The sequence below is a fragment of the Prosthecobacter fusiformis genome, assembly GCF_004364345.1.
In the GTDB taxonomy this organism is placed as follows: Bacteria; Verrucomicrobiota; Verrucomicrobiia; order Verrucomicrobiales; family Verrucomicrobiaceae; genus Prosthecobacter; species Prosthecobacter fusiformis.
Genome location: NZ_SOCA01000001.1, coordinates 633,555 through 647,096, shown reverse-complemented (window position 1 = coordinate 647,096; position 13,542 = coordinate 633,555). Strand labels below are relative to the sequence as shown.

Annotated in this window: 13 protein-coding genes and 1 tRNA gene; 5 read left to right on the top strand and 9 right to left on the bottom strand. The window is 59.0% G+C overall.

The window, feature by feature from the left end; translation table 11 throughout:
• The first annotated feature begins 13 nt into the window (after window positions 1-13).
• The 3 genes from EI77_RS02420 (at window position 14) to EI77_RS02410 (ending at window position 2,630) form a co-directional block, all read left to right on the top strand.
• Window positions 14-859 (top strand): AraC family transcriptional regulator, encoded by an 846-nt coding sequence (locus tag EI77_RS02420; RefSeq protein WP_133793156.1) that lies wholly within the window; start codon window positions 14-16, stop codon window positions 857-859.
• Window positions 860-1,068: 209 nt separating this feature from the next.
• Window positions 1,069-2,256 (top strand): metallophosphoesterase family protein, encoded by a 1,188-nt coding sequence (locus EI77_RS02415; protein ID WP_133793155.1) that lies wholly within the window; start codon window positions 1,069-1,071, stop codon window positions 2,254-2,256.
• 59 nt (window positions 2,257-2,315) lie between these two features.
• Window positions 2,316-2,630 (top strand): DUF4339 domain-containing protein, encoded by a 315-nt coding sequence (locus tag EI77_RS02410; RefSeq protein WP_133793154.1) that lies wholly within the window; start codon window positions 2,316-2,318, stop codon window positions 2,628-2,630.
• A 697-nt stretch (window positions 2,631-3,327) separates the two neighbouring features.
• Here the strand turns inward: EI77_RS02410 and ftsH are convergent.
• From ftsH to rlmN, 3 genes are all read right to left on the bottom strand, one after another.
• A complete protein-coding gene (ftsH, locus tag EI77_RS02405; RefSeq protein ID WP_279586897.1) occupies window positions 3,328-5,415 on the bottom strand; it encodes an ATP-dependent zinc metalloprotease FtsH in 2,088 nt (695 codons plus the stop codon).
• A gap of 104 nt (window positions 5,416-5,519) precedes the next feature.
• Window positions 5,520-5,951, bottom strand: a complete 432-nt coding sequence (locus EI77_RS02400) for a hypothetical protein (RefSeq protein WP_133793153.1) — start codon at window positions 5,949-5,951, stop codon at window positions 5,520-5,522.
• Window positions 5,952-6,286: 335 nt separating this feature from the next.
• A complete protein-coding gene (gene rlmN, locus EI77_RS02395) occupies window positions 6,287-7,378 on the bottom strand; it encodes a dual-specificity RNA methyltransferase RlmN (protein WP_425606508.1) in 1,092 nt (363 codons plus the stop codon).
• Between the two features lie 129 nt (window positions 7,379-7,507).
• Here rlmN and EI77_RS02390 point away from each other — a divergent pair.
• Window positions 7,508-7,579 (top strand) — tRNA-Arg (locus tag EI77_RS02390).
• Window positions 7,580-7,663: 84 nt separating this feature from the next.
• On the opposite strand, the gene EI77_RS02385 is transcribed toward EI77_RS02390, so the two are convergent.
• From EI77_RS02385 to EI77_RS02360, 6 genes are all read right to left on the bottom strand, one after another.
• On the bottom strand, window positions 7,664-8,071 hold the full coding sequence (locus EI77_RS02385; RefSeq protein WP_133793152.1) for a type II toxin-antitoxin system VapC family toxin: 408 nt from the start codon (window positions 8,069-8,071) through the stop codon (window positions 7,664-7,666).
• Window positions 8,072-8,083: 12 nt separating this feature from the next.
• On the bottom strand, window positions 8,084-8,335 hold the full coding sequence (locus EI77_RS02380; protein WP_133793151.1) for a hypothetical protein: 252 nt from the start codon (window positions 8,333-8,335) through the stop codon (window positions 8,084-8,086).
• Window positions 8,336-8,444: 109 nt separating this feature from the next.
• On the bottom strand, window positions 8,445-9,452 hold the full coding sequence (locus EI77_RS02375) for a carbohydrate kinase family protein (protein ID WP_208300242.1): 1,008 nt from the start codon (window positions 9,450-9,452) through the stop codon (window positions 8,445-8,447).
• Between the two features lie 9 nt (window positions 9,453-9,461).
• Window positions 9,462-10,583: a Gfo/Idh/MocA family protein gene (locus tag EI77_RS02370; RefSeq protein ID WP_133793149.1), complete on the bottom strand. Its 1,122-nt coding sequence runs from the start codon at window positions 10,581-10,583 to the stop codon at window positions 9,462-9,464.
• Window positions 10,580-11,413, bottom strand: a complete 834-nt coding sequence (locus EI77_RS02365) for a class I fructose-bisphosphate aldolase (protein ID WP_133793148.1) — start codon at window positions 11,411-11,413, stop codon at window positions 10,580-10,582. Before EI77_RS02365 ends, EI77_RS02370 begins: the two co-directional genes overlap by 4 nt.
• A gap of 22 nt (window positions 11,414-11,435) precedes the next feature.
• Window positions 11,436-12,479, bottom strand: a complete 1,044-nt coding sequence (locus EI77_RS02360) for a TIM barrel protein (RefSeq protein ID WP_133793147.1) — start codon at window positions 12,477-12,479, stop codon at window positions 11,436-11,438.
• Window positions 12,480-12,583: 104 nt separating this feature from the next.
• Between EI77_RS02360 and EI77_RS02355 the strand changes: the two genes are divergently transcribed.
• A complete protein-coding gene (locus EI77_RS02355) occupies window positions 12,584-13,483 on the top strand; it encodes a helix-turn-helix domain-containing protein (RefSeq protein ID WP_166646979.1) in 900 nt (299 codons plus the stop codon).
• Window positions 13,484-13,542 lie beyond the last annotated feature (59 nt).

Sequence of the window (13,542 nt, the reverse complement as noted above, 5' to 3'; positions counted from 1 at the left end):
CTAAAACTCTTGCATGCAAGCCAACCGAAAGTACCTCAATTACACCACGGCCTTGGGCATCAGCCTTTCACCTGTGGCCCGTGCGGGATGGCCGGCTTTTCTTATTCATGAATGCGGGTATCAGGCAGCTTTGGAAAATTGGAATCATCCAGGAGTGGACAGCCCTTTCTGGCGCTTTTACCACAATCCTGAACCGGGCTGCCATCTCCTGCACCAGGGGGAGCGTATTCCCCTGGAACCGGGCAACTGTGTTCTTATTCCGGCCAACACGATTTTTGACTGCTGCGGACCGGTGCCCGCCTGCCATTGCTGGCTGCATTTTACTGTGACGCGTCTGGTCGGTCCCGCGCCGCAGGAACCGGTAGTCATTGCGATGGATGAAACATTGCGTGTTCTGGTCCAGGCACTCCTGCGCACGCATGGTGAGCCGGTGGGTGAAGCGCGCGATCAGCGTCTGCATCATCACAGTGCGGCCCTCCTTCATGCGGCGTTTGCGCAAATGGATCTTCCAGCGGTCCCTGCCATGCCGGATCATTTGTTAGAAGTGCTGGCGCTGATTCAAAAGGCCCCCCATGCCGACCTTTCGAATCCCTTTCTGGCCGACCGCTCCGGGATGAGCCTGGAACGTTTTATCCGGGCTTTTCGTCAGCACACCGGCCAGACCCCCGCAGCCTACGTGACGGCCACCCGTCTGCGCCTGGCAGGAGAAGCTCTGGCCTTAACAGACAAAACGATAGACCAGATCGCCATTGAACATGGTTTCCCCAACCGGCACTACTTCACCCGTCTTTATACCCGCCAGTTCGGATGTGGCCCTGCTGAATTCCGTGCACGGCAACATCGCCGTCGGGGAAGATAGAGGGAGATAGCTGGATGTGTGCATCCTGGCCATCGCACTGCTGGCGTGGCTGCGGAGGAAATGGATGAAGGAGGCTTTGCTTTCCAAAAGGAAATTGGAGGGCTGACGGTTGAATAGAGAATGGAAAGGGTGATGATGCCATCCGGGCTGAGCCAGCGGGGAGTTTTGCCCGCCGCAAAGTGCCGAAATCAATCCTGTCCGCTGTCTCCATGTCTCTAACTTTTCTCCACACTGCTGACTGGCAGATAGGCAAGCCGTATGCACGGATCCTGGATGAGCAGAAGCGTGTGCTGGCCCGTCAGGAGCGGCTGCAGGCGATTCAGCGGCTGGGTGCTGTGGCGCATGAGAGGCATGCGCAGTTCATCATTGTGGCCGGGGATCTCTTTGATTCCACCACGCCGGACAAGGCCACGGTTTCAGCCGCCTGTGCGGCGATGGGGGCGTTGAAAGTGCCTGTCTTTGTCATTCCTGGGAATCATGATCATGGGGGGCCAGGCAGTCTTTGGGAGCAGACTTTTTTCCTGCAAGAATGCGCGGCTCTAGCGCCGAATCTGCGGGTCCTATTAAAACCGGAGCCGGTGGAACTGGAACATGCGGTTTTGCTGCCCTGTCCCCTTTTACGCCGCCATGATTCCAGTGACACGACAGCGTGGCTGAGGAGTGTGGATACCCATGGTTTCGGGGATAAACCACGCATTGTCATTGCCCATGGCAGTGTCCAGGATTTTGGCCCTGTGGCTGATGATGAGGAGGACTTTGCCTCAAGCAATCACCTTGATCTATCGCGTTTGCCTGGGGGCGAGTTTGACTACATCGCGCTGGGTGACTGGCACGGGATGAAGGATGTTTCTGTGACGACCGGGGGAAAATTGCCTGCTTGGTATTCCGGTACACCTGAGCCAGACCGTTTCCCGCGCGGGGTGGGGAATACGCCTGGCCATGTGCTGGTTGTTTCGCTGGGCCGTAATCAGCCTGCATTGATCGAGCCTGTGAAGACTGCGCGGCTGGGCTGGCATGAACTGGAATTTCACTTCACTGAAGATGAGGCTGTCAGCCGACTGGATGAGGCTCTAAACGGGATGTTTCAGGGGCGCACAGGGCAAGACCTGCTGCGTCTGACATTGAGCGGCAGTTTGGGCATCGCCGCGTGGGCTCGCCTGGATTTGTGCCTGGAGACCTGGCGCTCCCGCCTGTTGCGGCTGCGCTTGCATTCGAGCGTGACGACGGCACCGACGGAGGCCGAAATGAGCGCGCTGGTCAGTCGCACGGATGCACCTCTCACGGCGCGGGTGGCGGAGCGGTTATTGCAGGAAACGCTGTCTCCAGATGCTGAAGTATCCGAAACCGCCCGCCAGGGGCTGCGTGTGCTGTTTGGAGCGTTGAATGGGACTGCATAACCTTTGCAAACCCTGGCTTCTGCTTAACCTTGAGCCACGCTTCCGCGTCTAAACGAAACATGACCTGGTACTTCAATAACGAGGGGACTGCCGATGGCCCACACGAGGATGATGCCATGAGAGCGCTTCTGGCCCAGAAGCGCATTCATGCGCGGACGCTTGTGTGGCATCCTGGAGCGGCTACTTGGGATGAAGTGGAGGTGGTTTCCCCTGCCTGGTGGAAACCTGCGGTTGCCGTGCCCGCAAAAGCGAAGCCAGCCAAAAGCGAAGGGGGGCCAAGGGGTCTCACCCCGCTAGCGCCGGGCGGAGGTGACAAATCTGGGCCTGGGGGTGGTTTCCTGAAGCGGCTTTTTGGTCTGGTTGGTAAGAAGTAGATGGCTTTTGGCTCTGGGGGATGATCGGGCGCATTCACCGATATACGTTTGGGTTATGGACTGGAGGATGGTCGGCAGTTCGGGCGTCGCGCTGCGACGCAATGAGAGAATGCGGCACTGGGGGGAGAACCGCGCCTTGAAAGGCGCTGCTAAAATATGGACTCCGCTCTGCGGCTGGGAAGCTGGCATGGGGGATCATTCGTTCGAAAAGATTGGACCTAAAAACAGGAATGAGAAGGAACCTTCCCCTATGCGCAAGGTGGAAACGGCGAAGCCGTTGAGAACCACCGAATGCGGGAAACGTCGCCCCCACGGGGCATCGCGTTCCGGAGGGCCGCCGGAAGGGTGGTGTGAAGGAGGCACATCTGGGGTCAGGGCATAGCTCCAGCGTCCCTCCGGGACGCCCTGCGGATTTGCACATCGGGGGTCGTCTCTCCGGCGGTTCCCAGCCGCTGCGCGACCTCCACCACCGGCTATGTTCCATGCTCCCTCCGGGAGCGGGGGAAACGATCTTGTTAAAGCAGCGTTTTGGCCACCCTCTGCGCATCCAACCGATCTCGTGTGCTCCGACAACTTTTCAATTCCCGTTTTAGGTTGGATGATACCGTGGTGCCATCTGGAGGCAGTGATCAGCTAGGCTGAAGCCAAAAAAAGCGGTGCCCGGCTTGCGCCAGACACCGCTTTGGAATGATTAAGATCAGGCTGGCACTCCTGCAAGGCCGCCGGGGAGGCCACCGAGGTCTTCCTCATCCTGGGCTACAGGACGGGTTTCAACGGCCTTTGGGATCGGCGGGGGTGCGGGTGGCTTGGGCTTATCCTTCGGCGGATTGATCATGTAGCCATGCTGCATGATCTCTTTGATCTGGGAACCGTCGAGGGTTTCGTATTCAAGCAGGGCGGCGGAGATGGCATCCAGCTTGTCTTTGTGATGGATGAGGATTTCTTTGGCCTTGGCGTATGCCTGATCAATGAAGTTTTTCACTTCTTCGTCGATCTTCTGGGCTGTCGCGCCGCTGTAGTTGCGGTTGCGAGCGAGGTCGCGGGCCAGGAAGATGGCCTGCTCACCTTCACCGTATTCTACCATGCCCATTTTGTCGCTCATGCCCCAGGCGCAAACCATGTTGCGAGCGATGGCAGTCGCCTGACGGATGTCGCCCATGGCTCCGTTGGTGACGTCACCAAATTGGATTTCTTCAGCCACACGGCCGCCCATGGCGACGACGAGGTCATCCAGGAGCTCACTCTTGCGGTGTGTGAATTTATCTTCTTCCGGCAGCCACATGGTGGAGCCGAGGGAAGGGCCACGGGGGATGATGGTCACCTTATGAAGGGGATCGGTATGCTCCAGAACCTCGATAAGAATGGCGTGGCCGGCCTCATGGTAGGCGGTGTTTTCTTTTTCCTTCTCGCTCAGGGCCAGGCTGCGGCGTTCACGGCCCCAGCGGACTTTATCGCGGGCTTCTTCCAGCTCGGGGGTGCCGATGGATTTAAGGTTCTTACGTGCAGCGAGGAGAGCGGCTTCGTTGATGACGTTGGCCAGCTCAGCACCGGAGAATCCGGGGGTGCCACGGGCCACTTTGGTGAGGTCGGCGTTTTCGCTGAGCTTCACTTTCTTGGCGTGGACGTTGAGGATTTCCTCGCGGCCTTTCACATCGGGCAGGCTGACGGTGACCTGGCGGTCAAAGCGGCCTGGACGAAGGAGTGCAGGGTCCAGCACGTCCGGACGGTTAGTGGCGGCGATGATGATGATGCCTTCCTGGGTGTCGAAGCCGTCCATCTCCACAAGGAGGGCGTTCAGGGTCTGCTCGCGCTCGTCATGACCACCGCCCATGCCGTGGCCACGATGACGGCCAACGGCGTCGATTTCATCAATGAAGATGAGGCAAGGGGCATTCTTTTTACCCTGCTCAAACATGTCGCGCACACGGCTGGCCCCGACGCCGACGAACATTTCGACGAAGTCAGAACCGCTGATGCTGAAGAAAGGAACATCAGCCTCACCCGCGATGGCCTTGGCCAGGAGGGTCTTGCCCGTACCAGGGGAGCCGACCATGAGGACGCCTTTGGGGATCTTACCACCCAGGCGCTGGAAGCGCTTCGGATCTTTGAGGAACTCCACGAGCTCCTGCACTTCTTCCTTGGCTTCCTCGACGCCGGCGACGTCTTTGAAGGTGACCTTGTTGCGGTCCTGGGACAGCATCTTGGCCTTGCTTTTGCCAAAGCTCAAGGCACCGCGACCGGCGCTTTTGATCTGCTGGCGCACGAGGAAATAGAGGAGGAACAGAAGCAGCAAAATGGGCAGCATGGAGACTAGCAGGGTGCCCCACTGGTTGTTCTCATACTTGGGGATCAGCGTCAGACCTTTGGCGGTCATGAGTGCCTGAAGCTCTTCCTTTTGATACTGGATGCTGACGGGGACGCGGAACTTCACCGAGCCTGGGGTGGTCTTTTCATCCGTGCCGGATGGTGGAGCCAGGACAGGTTTTGGAGCGGTCTCAGTGGTCACTGCGGAACTCACTGCATAACCTTCGATGTATTCTGCGGTGGTGGTATCCTGTTGGATAAGTTCCAGATTCTTGGTCTTGTCGATCTGGTCTTTTTCCACCAGTTCCTTGAACTCTTTGTACGAGATGTCCTGGGACCGGGTGGCCTGGCTGCTGGCCAGATAGGCCGAACCCATGAGCAGGATGGCCATGGCGAGCAATAGAAAGCCTCTCCAATTGAACTGCGGCTCTTGATTGCGGCGGTTCGGGCCTTCGGGTTTGGGGGTGGAGTCGTCTGACATGTTTAAAATTGGGGACGGAACTAATTACGAATGTCGAGCATACACGCCACGCCATCTTTTGCAAAAACCGATTCCTCAGGCGTTTTTTGCCATCTGTCGAGCCACTATTTCTTTAACCTGTAAGGTGTGCCGCAGTACATGCAGCGGAATGCGGCGCTGGTGAGCAGGCTAAGCACCGTGGAACTGCGGTATGAAAGAGGAGGGATGCGGACGGCCTCAGAATGCTTGTGACAGCTTTTTTCCTGGAGCACCGGGCCGTGGCAGAGGGTGCAGTTCAGGTGCCGACTGAGGACAAAGGCGGCTGCGCGCCCGAGTGTGAAAAAGAGCAAACCGGCCAATGCAATCCAGCCTGGGAGGCTACCGCCTGCCTGCCAGAGGGCCATGGCACCGCCCAGGAAAAGCATGAGGCCGACCCAAGACAGGCCTAATAGCAAAGCTACGGAGAGGATCCGGCCTGCACGCGGGTGATGGCGTGCTTTTCTGACGCGGGGGCTGATCAAAGGCTGAGGCTCGGCTGCCTGAAAAGTGGCTTTCATTATAGAAATAATAAAAGCTGATGAAAAATCAGCAAATGGATAATGTTATGTTTGTGAAACAAATGGGGGGAGGGAGGAGAGATGGTGGGCAGCGGTGCGGAAGAGAAGGGGAGGCGATGTTGGGCGGGGGTGTTTCCGGCGTCCCTCCGGGGCGCGATGCGGAGCATCGGTGGGGTTGGGGTGTCCGGTGGTTGTCAGTAGCTGCGCTTCTTTCACCCCTGGCTATTTTCCGTGCTCCCTCTGGGAGCGGGGGATGGGATGGGGGCGATGTTTGAGGCGCGACTTTGGGGGGCTTCCGGTGTGCCTTTGGGAGGGTGGGGATTTGGCGTGGCTTTTTAAGTGAGGACGGGCTGCTCGCGACGCGGGCGGTTTTTTTCTGCTTTGAGCTGGCCGCAGCCGGCGGCTACATCGATGCCGCGCCGCTGCCTGACGGTGCAGGGGATTCCTGCGGCCAAGATGATTTGCTGGAAAACATCGCCTGCTTTTTCTGCGCTCTCGCGTCCGCTGTAGCCGGCTGTTTCATTGAGCGGGATGAGGTTCAGGTGGGCATCCAGGCCCTGTAAAAGGGCGACGACGCGCTGGGCATGGTCGGGGGTGTCATTGACCCCGGCGATGAGCGTCCAGGCAAAGAAGATGCGACGGCCGGTCTTTTCGCCATAGGTCCGGCAGGCGGCGATGAGTTCGCTGAGAGGCCAGCGCTGGTTGGCGGGGATGAGTGCGGCGCGTTCCTCTTCGGTACTGCCATGGAGGCTGATGGCGAGATTGTAGGGCCGGTTTTCCTCTGCCAGCCTGAGGATGCCAGGAACGACGCCGACGGTGCTGACGCTGATCTTGCTGGGGCCAATGTTGCAGCCCCGTGTATCGCTGATGAGGTCCAGCGCCTTCATGACATGGGCATAGTTGTGAAGCGGCTCGCCCATGCCCATGAGGACGATGTTGCGGAGGCGCTCTCCGCGTGCCCGGAGGATGCGCTGTGCATGCAAGACCTGGCCAACGATTTCCCCTGGCCGCAGGTGACGCACAAATCCCATCTGGCCGGTGGCACAAAAGACGCAACCCATGGCACAGCCGGCCTGGGTGCTGACGCAGACGGTGTGACGGCCGGTGTAGCCCATGATCACGGTCTCGATCTCCTGGCCATCCTGGAGGCGGAGCAGAAATTTTTGGGTCAAGCCGTCGCCACTGGGGATGTGGGATGCCACCGCCAGATGGTCCAGCCTGTATCCGCCTTCTGGGGTCACTTTTTCCGCCACCCAACGGCGGAGCGGGGGGACCCAATCAAAGCGAGCTGTGAGGTCTGTCTCTGCGCGGAAGTGCAGTGCATTCCATACGGCCTTCACATGCACGGGCCGCAGCCCGTCTGCCACGAGGAGGTCGCGGAGTTCATCGAAGGTCAGGTCATGGAGAAAAACGGGCACGTGGCCAATATGCCCTCACATTTCCTGCCCCGCCACCGCCGAAAGTGGAAGCCCGGACTGCCAGCATCTCCATCGCCGAATGAAAACTCACTTGCTGCCCATCAAGGACCATGCGACACATACCGTCCAACCCTGAACGCGCTCGTAGTTCAACGGATAGAATGGTGGTCTCCGAAGCCGCATATCCAGGTTCGATTCCTGGCGAGCGCACTCTTTCTTGCAGCGGCGGGATGAATTCTCCTCACGGGTATGTCGCATGGGTTTGAGCACCTTTGGCTTTGCCGATTTGGGGCACTATAGTTTGCGAAGGAAGTCTGTAGGATTGATGGCAGCTATCGGGCCTTTGGAGAATCCGGCTTCGTCACGAGTGATCAGCCAATCGGCATTGGCGGCGGATGCTGCGGCAGCGATCAAGGCATCTTCGTAGTCTGGGATGCCATAACCAAGGGCCTCTTGAGCTTCGTCCTGGCCTACGGTGGCGACGGTGGCCCAGGTGAGAAGATCGCGAATCATCTGCAAAGCATAAGGTTCACCGCGCTTTTTTGCGGTGATGTAGAAGACTGTGGCCAGCCCATGCCAGGCCACGAAAATTTCAAAGCCTCGTTGGTCGCATTCGTCGAGCACGGTCTGGCTCGCGGTGTAGTGAGGCATCCGCTGCTCAATGATGTCCAGCAGGATGTTGGTATCCAAAAAGATGCGCATTCAGCCCTGGGTTTAAACGCCGTACTTCTCTTGGAAGTGGGCCATGCGCACATCCTCCGTGGTCTCGGTGCCTTGTGCCGCCCCTGCATACTTGCGAGCCCAATCACCTGCCCGTCCCTTTGTAGGTTTCGGGGGTTGGATTGCAGCTTTCACAATCTGAATCAAGAGGGTGGAGTCCGTTTCAGCCACGACGCGGAGGCTGTCCCCTTGATGTAAATCAAGATTTCGCATCTGCTCAGATGGAATCTCTTTGGTGATGGTCATGGCAGGAATTGTCTGCTTGAACATACGTCAGTTTGACAAGATTCCAATCGCATTTCCTCCGCCTCGAACCTTGCTCCACAGGGTGATCTTGGGGAGCTTTGGAGGCTTTTTAAAAACGGAACGGGAATTGCTCGGCGAGGGCGAGGCAATCGGCGACGGGTTTCATGCCGCCGGAGGGGGTGGGGTGGGAGAGGGAGGCGGCGGCGGTGCAGACGGCGAGGCGGAGTCGGTCTGGGAGGGGCATGTGCTCATGCAGGCCGTAGAGGAGTCCGGCAGCGAAGGCATCTCCGGCACCTGTTGCGCCCTGGCTGTAGCCTGGGGGGAGATCCAGTGAGGGCTGGATGTGGGTGGTGCCTGCGCGGGTGCAGGCGGCGGCGCCGTGCTCCACATGAATGGTGACGCTCTGGGTGACGCCGAGGTGAAGGATCTCTTGGGCGGCGGAAAGGAGGGCATCGAAGTCATCGGCTTTCACGGTGCGTGAAAGGACGCGGGAGGCTTCGATCTCATTGATGATGAGATGGTCTGTGAAGGGCAGGGCGCTGAGGGCGATCTCGCGGAACTGGGGATTCTCTGTGCTGACCATGTCCACGCTGGTTTCCAGGCCGGCCTGCTGGGCAAGGGCCAGGAGGCGGGAGGCGTGGGTCTGGCCATCGGAAGCGAAGCTATCCATGTGATCCAGCAGCATAAGGTAACCGAGATGCAGGATCTTGGCGTTAGTCTGTGTGCAATCGCAATGGGCGACATCGAAGAGCGCATTGGCTCCGCGTTGATGGAAAAAGGTGCGCCTGCCGGTGCTCTTGACGGTCATGGCATCGGTATAGGAGGTGGAGCCTAGTGCGGTGCTGTGAAGTTGGGAGGTATCGATGCCGTGCTCCTCGCAATCCCGGCGGATCCAGCGGCCATTGGCGTCATCGCCGACCAAGCCGCAAGCGGCGAGGGGGAAGTCGGCCTGCATGGCGGCGAGGTCTTTGAGGACGTTATAGGGGCCGCCACCATTGGCCTGGGACTCGCTCAGGATGCTGGCAAGCATGTCCTGCTGGGGGTAATGATCGACAATCTTCACGTAGTCCACGATGAAGTTGCCAGCGGCCAGGATGCCTGAGCGAGGGGTGGTCATGATGAGGGATCAGAGGCTGACGACGGTGCCTGCGCGCTGCGACTCGAGTGCGGCGGCGAAGATCTCATGGGTGGCGACGGCCTCTTCAGGTGTGGCGCAGCCGAAGCGGCCTTCTAGCAGCCCTTCGCGTTCCATGAGGTAGGCGGCCCACATCTGCTGAATGACGTCTGGGAAACCAGGCTCAAAGATGCCGCCGGTGACGGCTTTGAAGGGGGTGCCAAAGCCGAGCTCGGTGCGTTTCCACCACTGTTCCTTGCCGCGTTCGAAGATCCACAGGGTCTTGGGTTCTGCGGTGCTGAAACGCACGCCGCCATCGGTGCCGAGGATTTCGATGAACCAGGTGTTGGTGGCTCCCGGAGCGAGGCGTTTCATTTCCAGGCGGAGAGGAGTCTCCTGACCGCCGATGTGTGCCCAGGTGTGTAGCATGGCATTGTCCCAGGTATCACAATTAGTTATACCGCCTTTGCCATCTGGACGCTGCGCATAGCCTTTTTGAAGCTGGGCGAAAAGGCGGGTGGGCTTCCAGCCAAGGCGCAGGGGCAGGTGGCAGGAGTGCATGCCGAGGTCATTGAGAGCACCGCCTTCGCCACAAGTGGCGTTGAGACGCTTCCAGTTAGCGGCTTTGGTTGGGTCCAGGTCGCTGCTGTGATGGAAACCGGAGACGACTTCCAGGATGCGGCCGATTTCGCCTTTTTTGGCGATTTCAAAGGCACGCTGGGCCCCTGGGAAGAAGGGCATTTCGGAACTGCAACGGACGAATCTTCCGCTCGACTTCACGGCATCGAGAATGCGGCGGGCGGAGGGGAGGTCAATGCCAAAGGGTTTCTCTGCAAAGAGGTCTTTACCAGCGGCAAGGACGTCGAGATAAAGCTTCTCATGAAGGTTATGTGGAACGGCCACATAGACCACGTCCACCTCGGGATTGGCGAGGAGTTCTTTATAGTCCGTGGTCTTCTGGGTGCAGGAGGGAATGCAGTCAAACCAGGCCAGGGTGGCCGGGTTCAGGTCTGCGACGGAGGTGAGCACGGGGCGCACGCTCACATCTGTGAGCGCACACCAGCGGGCGAAGGCGCTGGCCATTTCGCGGCCCATGAGACCGCCGCCGATGATGCCGATGCGGATGTCTTTCATGCGGTGACCAGGTTGAGGGCTTCATCCACGCTGGCGTTGTCATGCACCATGGCCATGAGAGCCTGGGTGATGCCTTTCGGATTGGGATGCTGGATGACGTTGCGGCCATAGACAATGCCTGCGGCACCCTGGGCGAGCAGGCCCTGGGTACGCTCCAGGATCTCCTTATCGCTCACGCGGCCACCGCCACGGACGAGGATGGGGATGCCGGAAGCGGCGGCGATGACCTTGTGATAAACGCTGACGTCATCGGTGGGGTCGGCCTTGACGATATCGGCACCCAGTTCCACGGCCTGACGGACGAGGTAGGTGATGGCGGTTTCATCGCCGTTTACCATGTAGCCGCCAGCGATGCTGTTGGCCTGGAAGACGAGGGGCTCGATCATCATCGGCATGCCGTAATAGTCGGCCTGAGGCTTGAGGCGGAGGATGTTTTCCACGCACTGCTCATGCACTTCTGGGGCACCGGGGATCTGGAAAAGATTCACGCACACGCAGGCTGCGTCCAGACGGACGGCCTGGAGCATGGTCTCTTCCAGCATGAGGCTGAAGCGGCTTTCCGGCAGCTCTTTGCCATAGATGTTGGCGACGTCCGTGCGAAGTACTAGGGAGGGCTTGAAGCGGCCGGGGACTTCTTGCAAATGACGGGCTTGGCCGACGGTGAGCTGGATGGCATCCGGGGCGGCATCCACGAGGGTCTTGATGACCACGCGCATGTCCTCAATGCCCTGGAGAAAACCTGGCTGGTTGAAGAAACCATGGTCCACGGCTACATCGAAGCAGCGGCCGGACTTGGCATTGAAGAGACGGTTGAGACGGTATTGTTTCATGGAAGAAGAGGTCGTTCCGCGATTATTTAACTCCCATCAAGTGCTTCATGATGTACAATTCTAACGCTTCGTAGTCGCGGGCATCGCGGAACTGCTGGACGAGGTTGTTATCCACAGTGCGGACTTTTTCCAGAATGTTGAGGAACAACTCGCGGCTGTTGCTGAGATGTGCGGTGACGGGGCAGCCGCGCTGGGTGCGCATGGCCTTGATGTCGAGGCCGATGAATTCGCCACGCTGGCCGTAGCCGGCTTCTTCGAGGACGCGGACCTGGTTGAAAGCTACGCGCAGATTGGCTCCGCCAAAGTTTTTGTCCTGGTCGTATTTGAGGCCGTTCTGGTCATTGAGGTGGACGCTACCCAGTTTGTCATGGGCGAGGGCAAAGGCCATTTCATCGCTCGGATCGAGACCAGCGAGGAGGGCGTGGGCGCTTTCGATGAGGCCTTTGACGCGGGTGTGATCGCTAGAGGCGAAGGAAAGGGCGATGGCGTGGCCGATGGTTGGAACGTAGGCCTGGTCGGTCGGCTCATTCGGTTTTGGCTCGATCCAGATTTCGATCTCTTTGTCATAATCCAGCATGGCGTTGACGGTTTCCAAAATGCGCTGGTAGGCCAGGCGGGCATCTTTGGCTTCGCGGATGTAGGTGCCTTCGCGGGAAAGCCAGAGGACAATGGCTTTGCAATCCAGGGCACGGGCGATGTCGATGCACTTTTTGGTGCGGTCCCAGGCATACTGGCGGTCGGAGGCGCTGTTGGAGGTGTAAGCGCCATCGGTGGTCTGCTCAGCAAACCAGAGGCGGGGGGCGACGAACTCGGGCGTGAGGCCGTTGTTAGCCAGCATGGTCTTTACCTCGGTGGCTTTTTCAGTGAGCTGAGCAGGGTTAAATCCGTCCATGCCGGGGACGACATCGTCATCGTGGAACTGGACGCCTTCAAAACCCAGCGGGCGGTAGAGGGCGAACTTTTCCTCATGAGGGAAAACGGGGCGGACTTCAGTGCCAAAGGGGTCGGCTCCTTCGCTGATGTTCCAGGGGCCAAAGGAAAAACGGTAGTTGGTAGGGGTGCTCATGCGGCTGTTGTTTTAACTGAAATGCAGGTCGGGTTCTACGTGTGCCGTCTCTAAAACTGGCACTATCATCTCATTCATCTTTGAAAATGAGGCGTAAAGGTGCTATGAAAGTGGTCATGCAGGTGGAGCGCGAGCAGATCCAGATTCCCAGCGGGCACTCCTTTCGGGTGCTGCGTTGGTCGCGCTCACTGAGGGAGGTGGAGTGTGTGCTGGGACCGGATCAAGCGGAGCGAGTAACGGGGGAAGGGACGCACTGGCATTTCCATGTGGAGATGGAGCTGACGCTCTTTATCGCTGGAGAGGGGACGCGGTTTGTGGGGGACCACATCGGTGCGTTTGCGCCTGGTGATCTGGTTTTGCTGGGGGAGAGGCTGCCGCATTATTGGCATACACGGCAGGCTTCCAGTGGCATTTCGGTGCAGTGGTACTTTCCGTTAGGCCATGCGTTCTGGTCATTCCCTGAGACGGCGGCGCTGGCGGATGTTTTCCGGCGTGCTGGGCATGGGCTGCACCTGCGGGGGCAGACGGCAGAGGCGGTTTCAGGGTGGCTGCAGGAGATGACTCAGGCGGATGGGCTGCAACAACTGGCGCTGCTGTTGCGCATTCTTTCCTGCATCCAGCAGGCGGCGGCAGGGGAACATCGGCCGCTCTCAGGACGCTCCTTTGCGCTGGCGGCGGAGTCGCATTATCAGCAGGCCATTGCTAAGGCGGTGAGGCATCTGGTGGCGCATTATCGTGAGGAGGTGCGGCTGGAGGAGGTGCTGAAGCTGACGCATCTGAGCCGACCTACCTTTGCGCGGCAGTTCAAGAAACATTCCGGGCGTACGATGAGCGAATTTCTCAACCATCTGCGGATTCAGGCTGCTTGCCGGGAACTGGTAGAGAGTGATCGCAGTGTGTTGGAGATTGCCCTGAGGTGCGGGTTCACGCAGGTCTCGTTTTTTAACCGGCTCTTTAGACGTGTGATGAAATGCAGCCCGAGCAGGTATCGGGCGGGGAAGTGATTGGGAGGGAAGATCGGATTAACGCAGAGGGGCGGAGAGGCGGAGGGGGCGGAGAATTG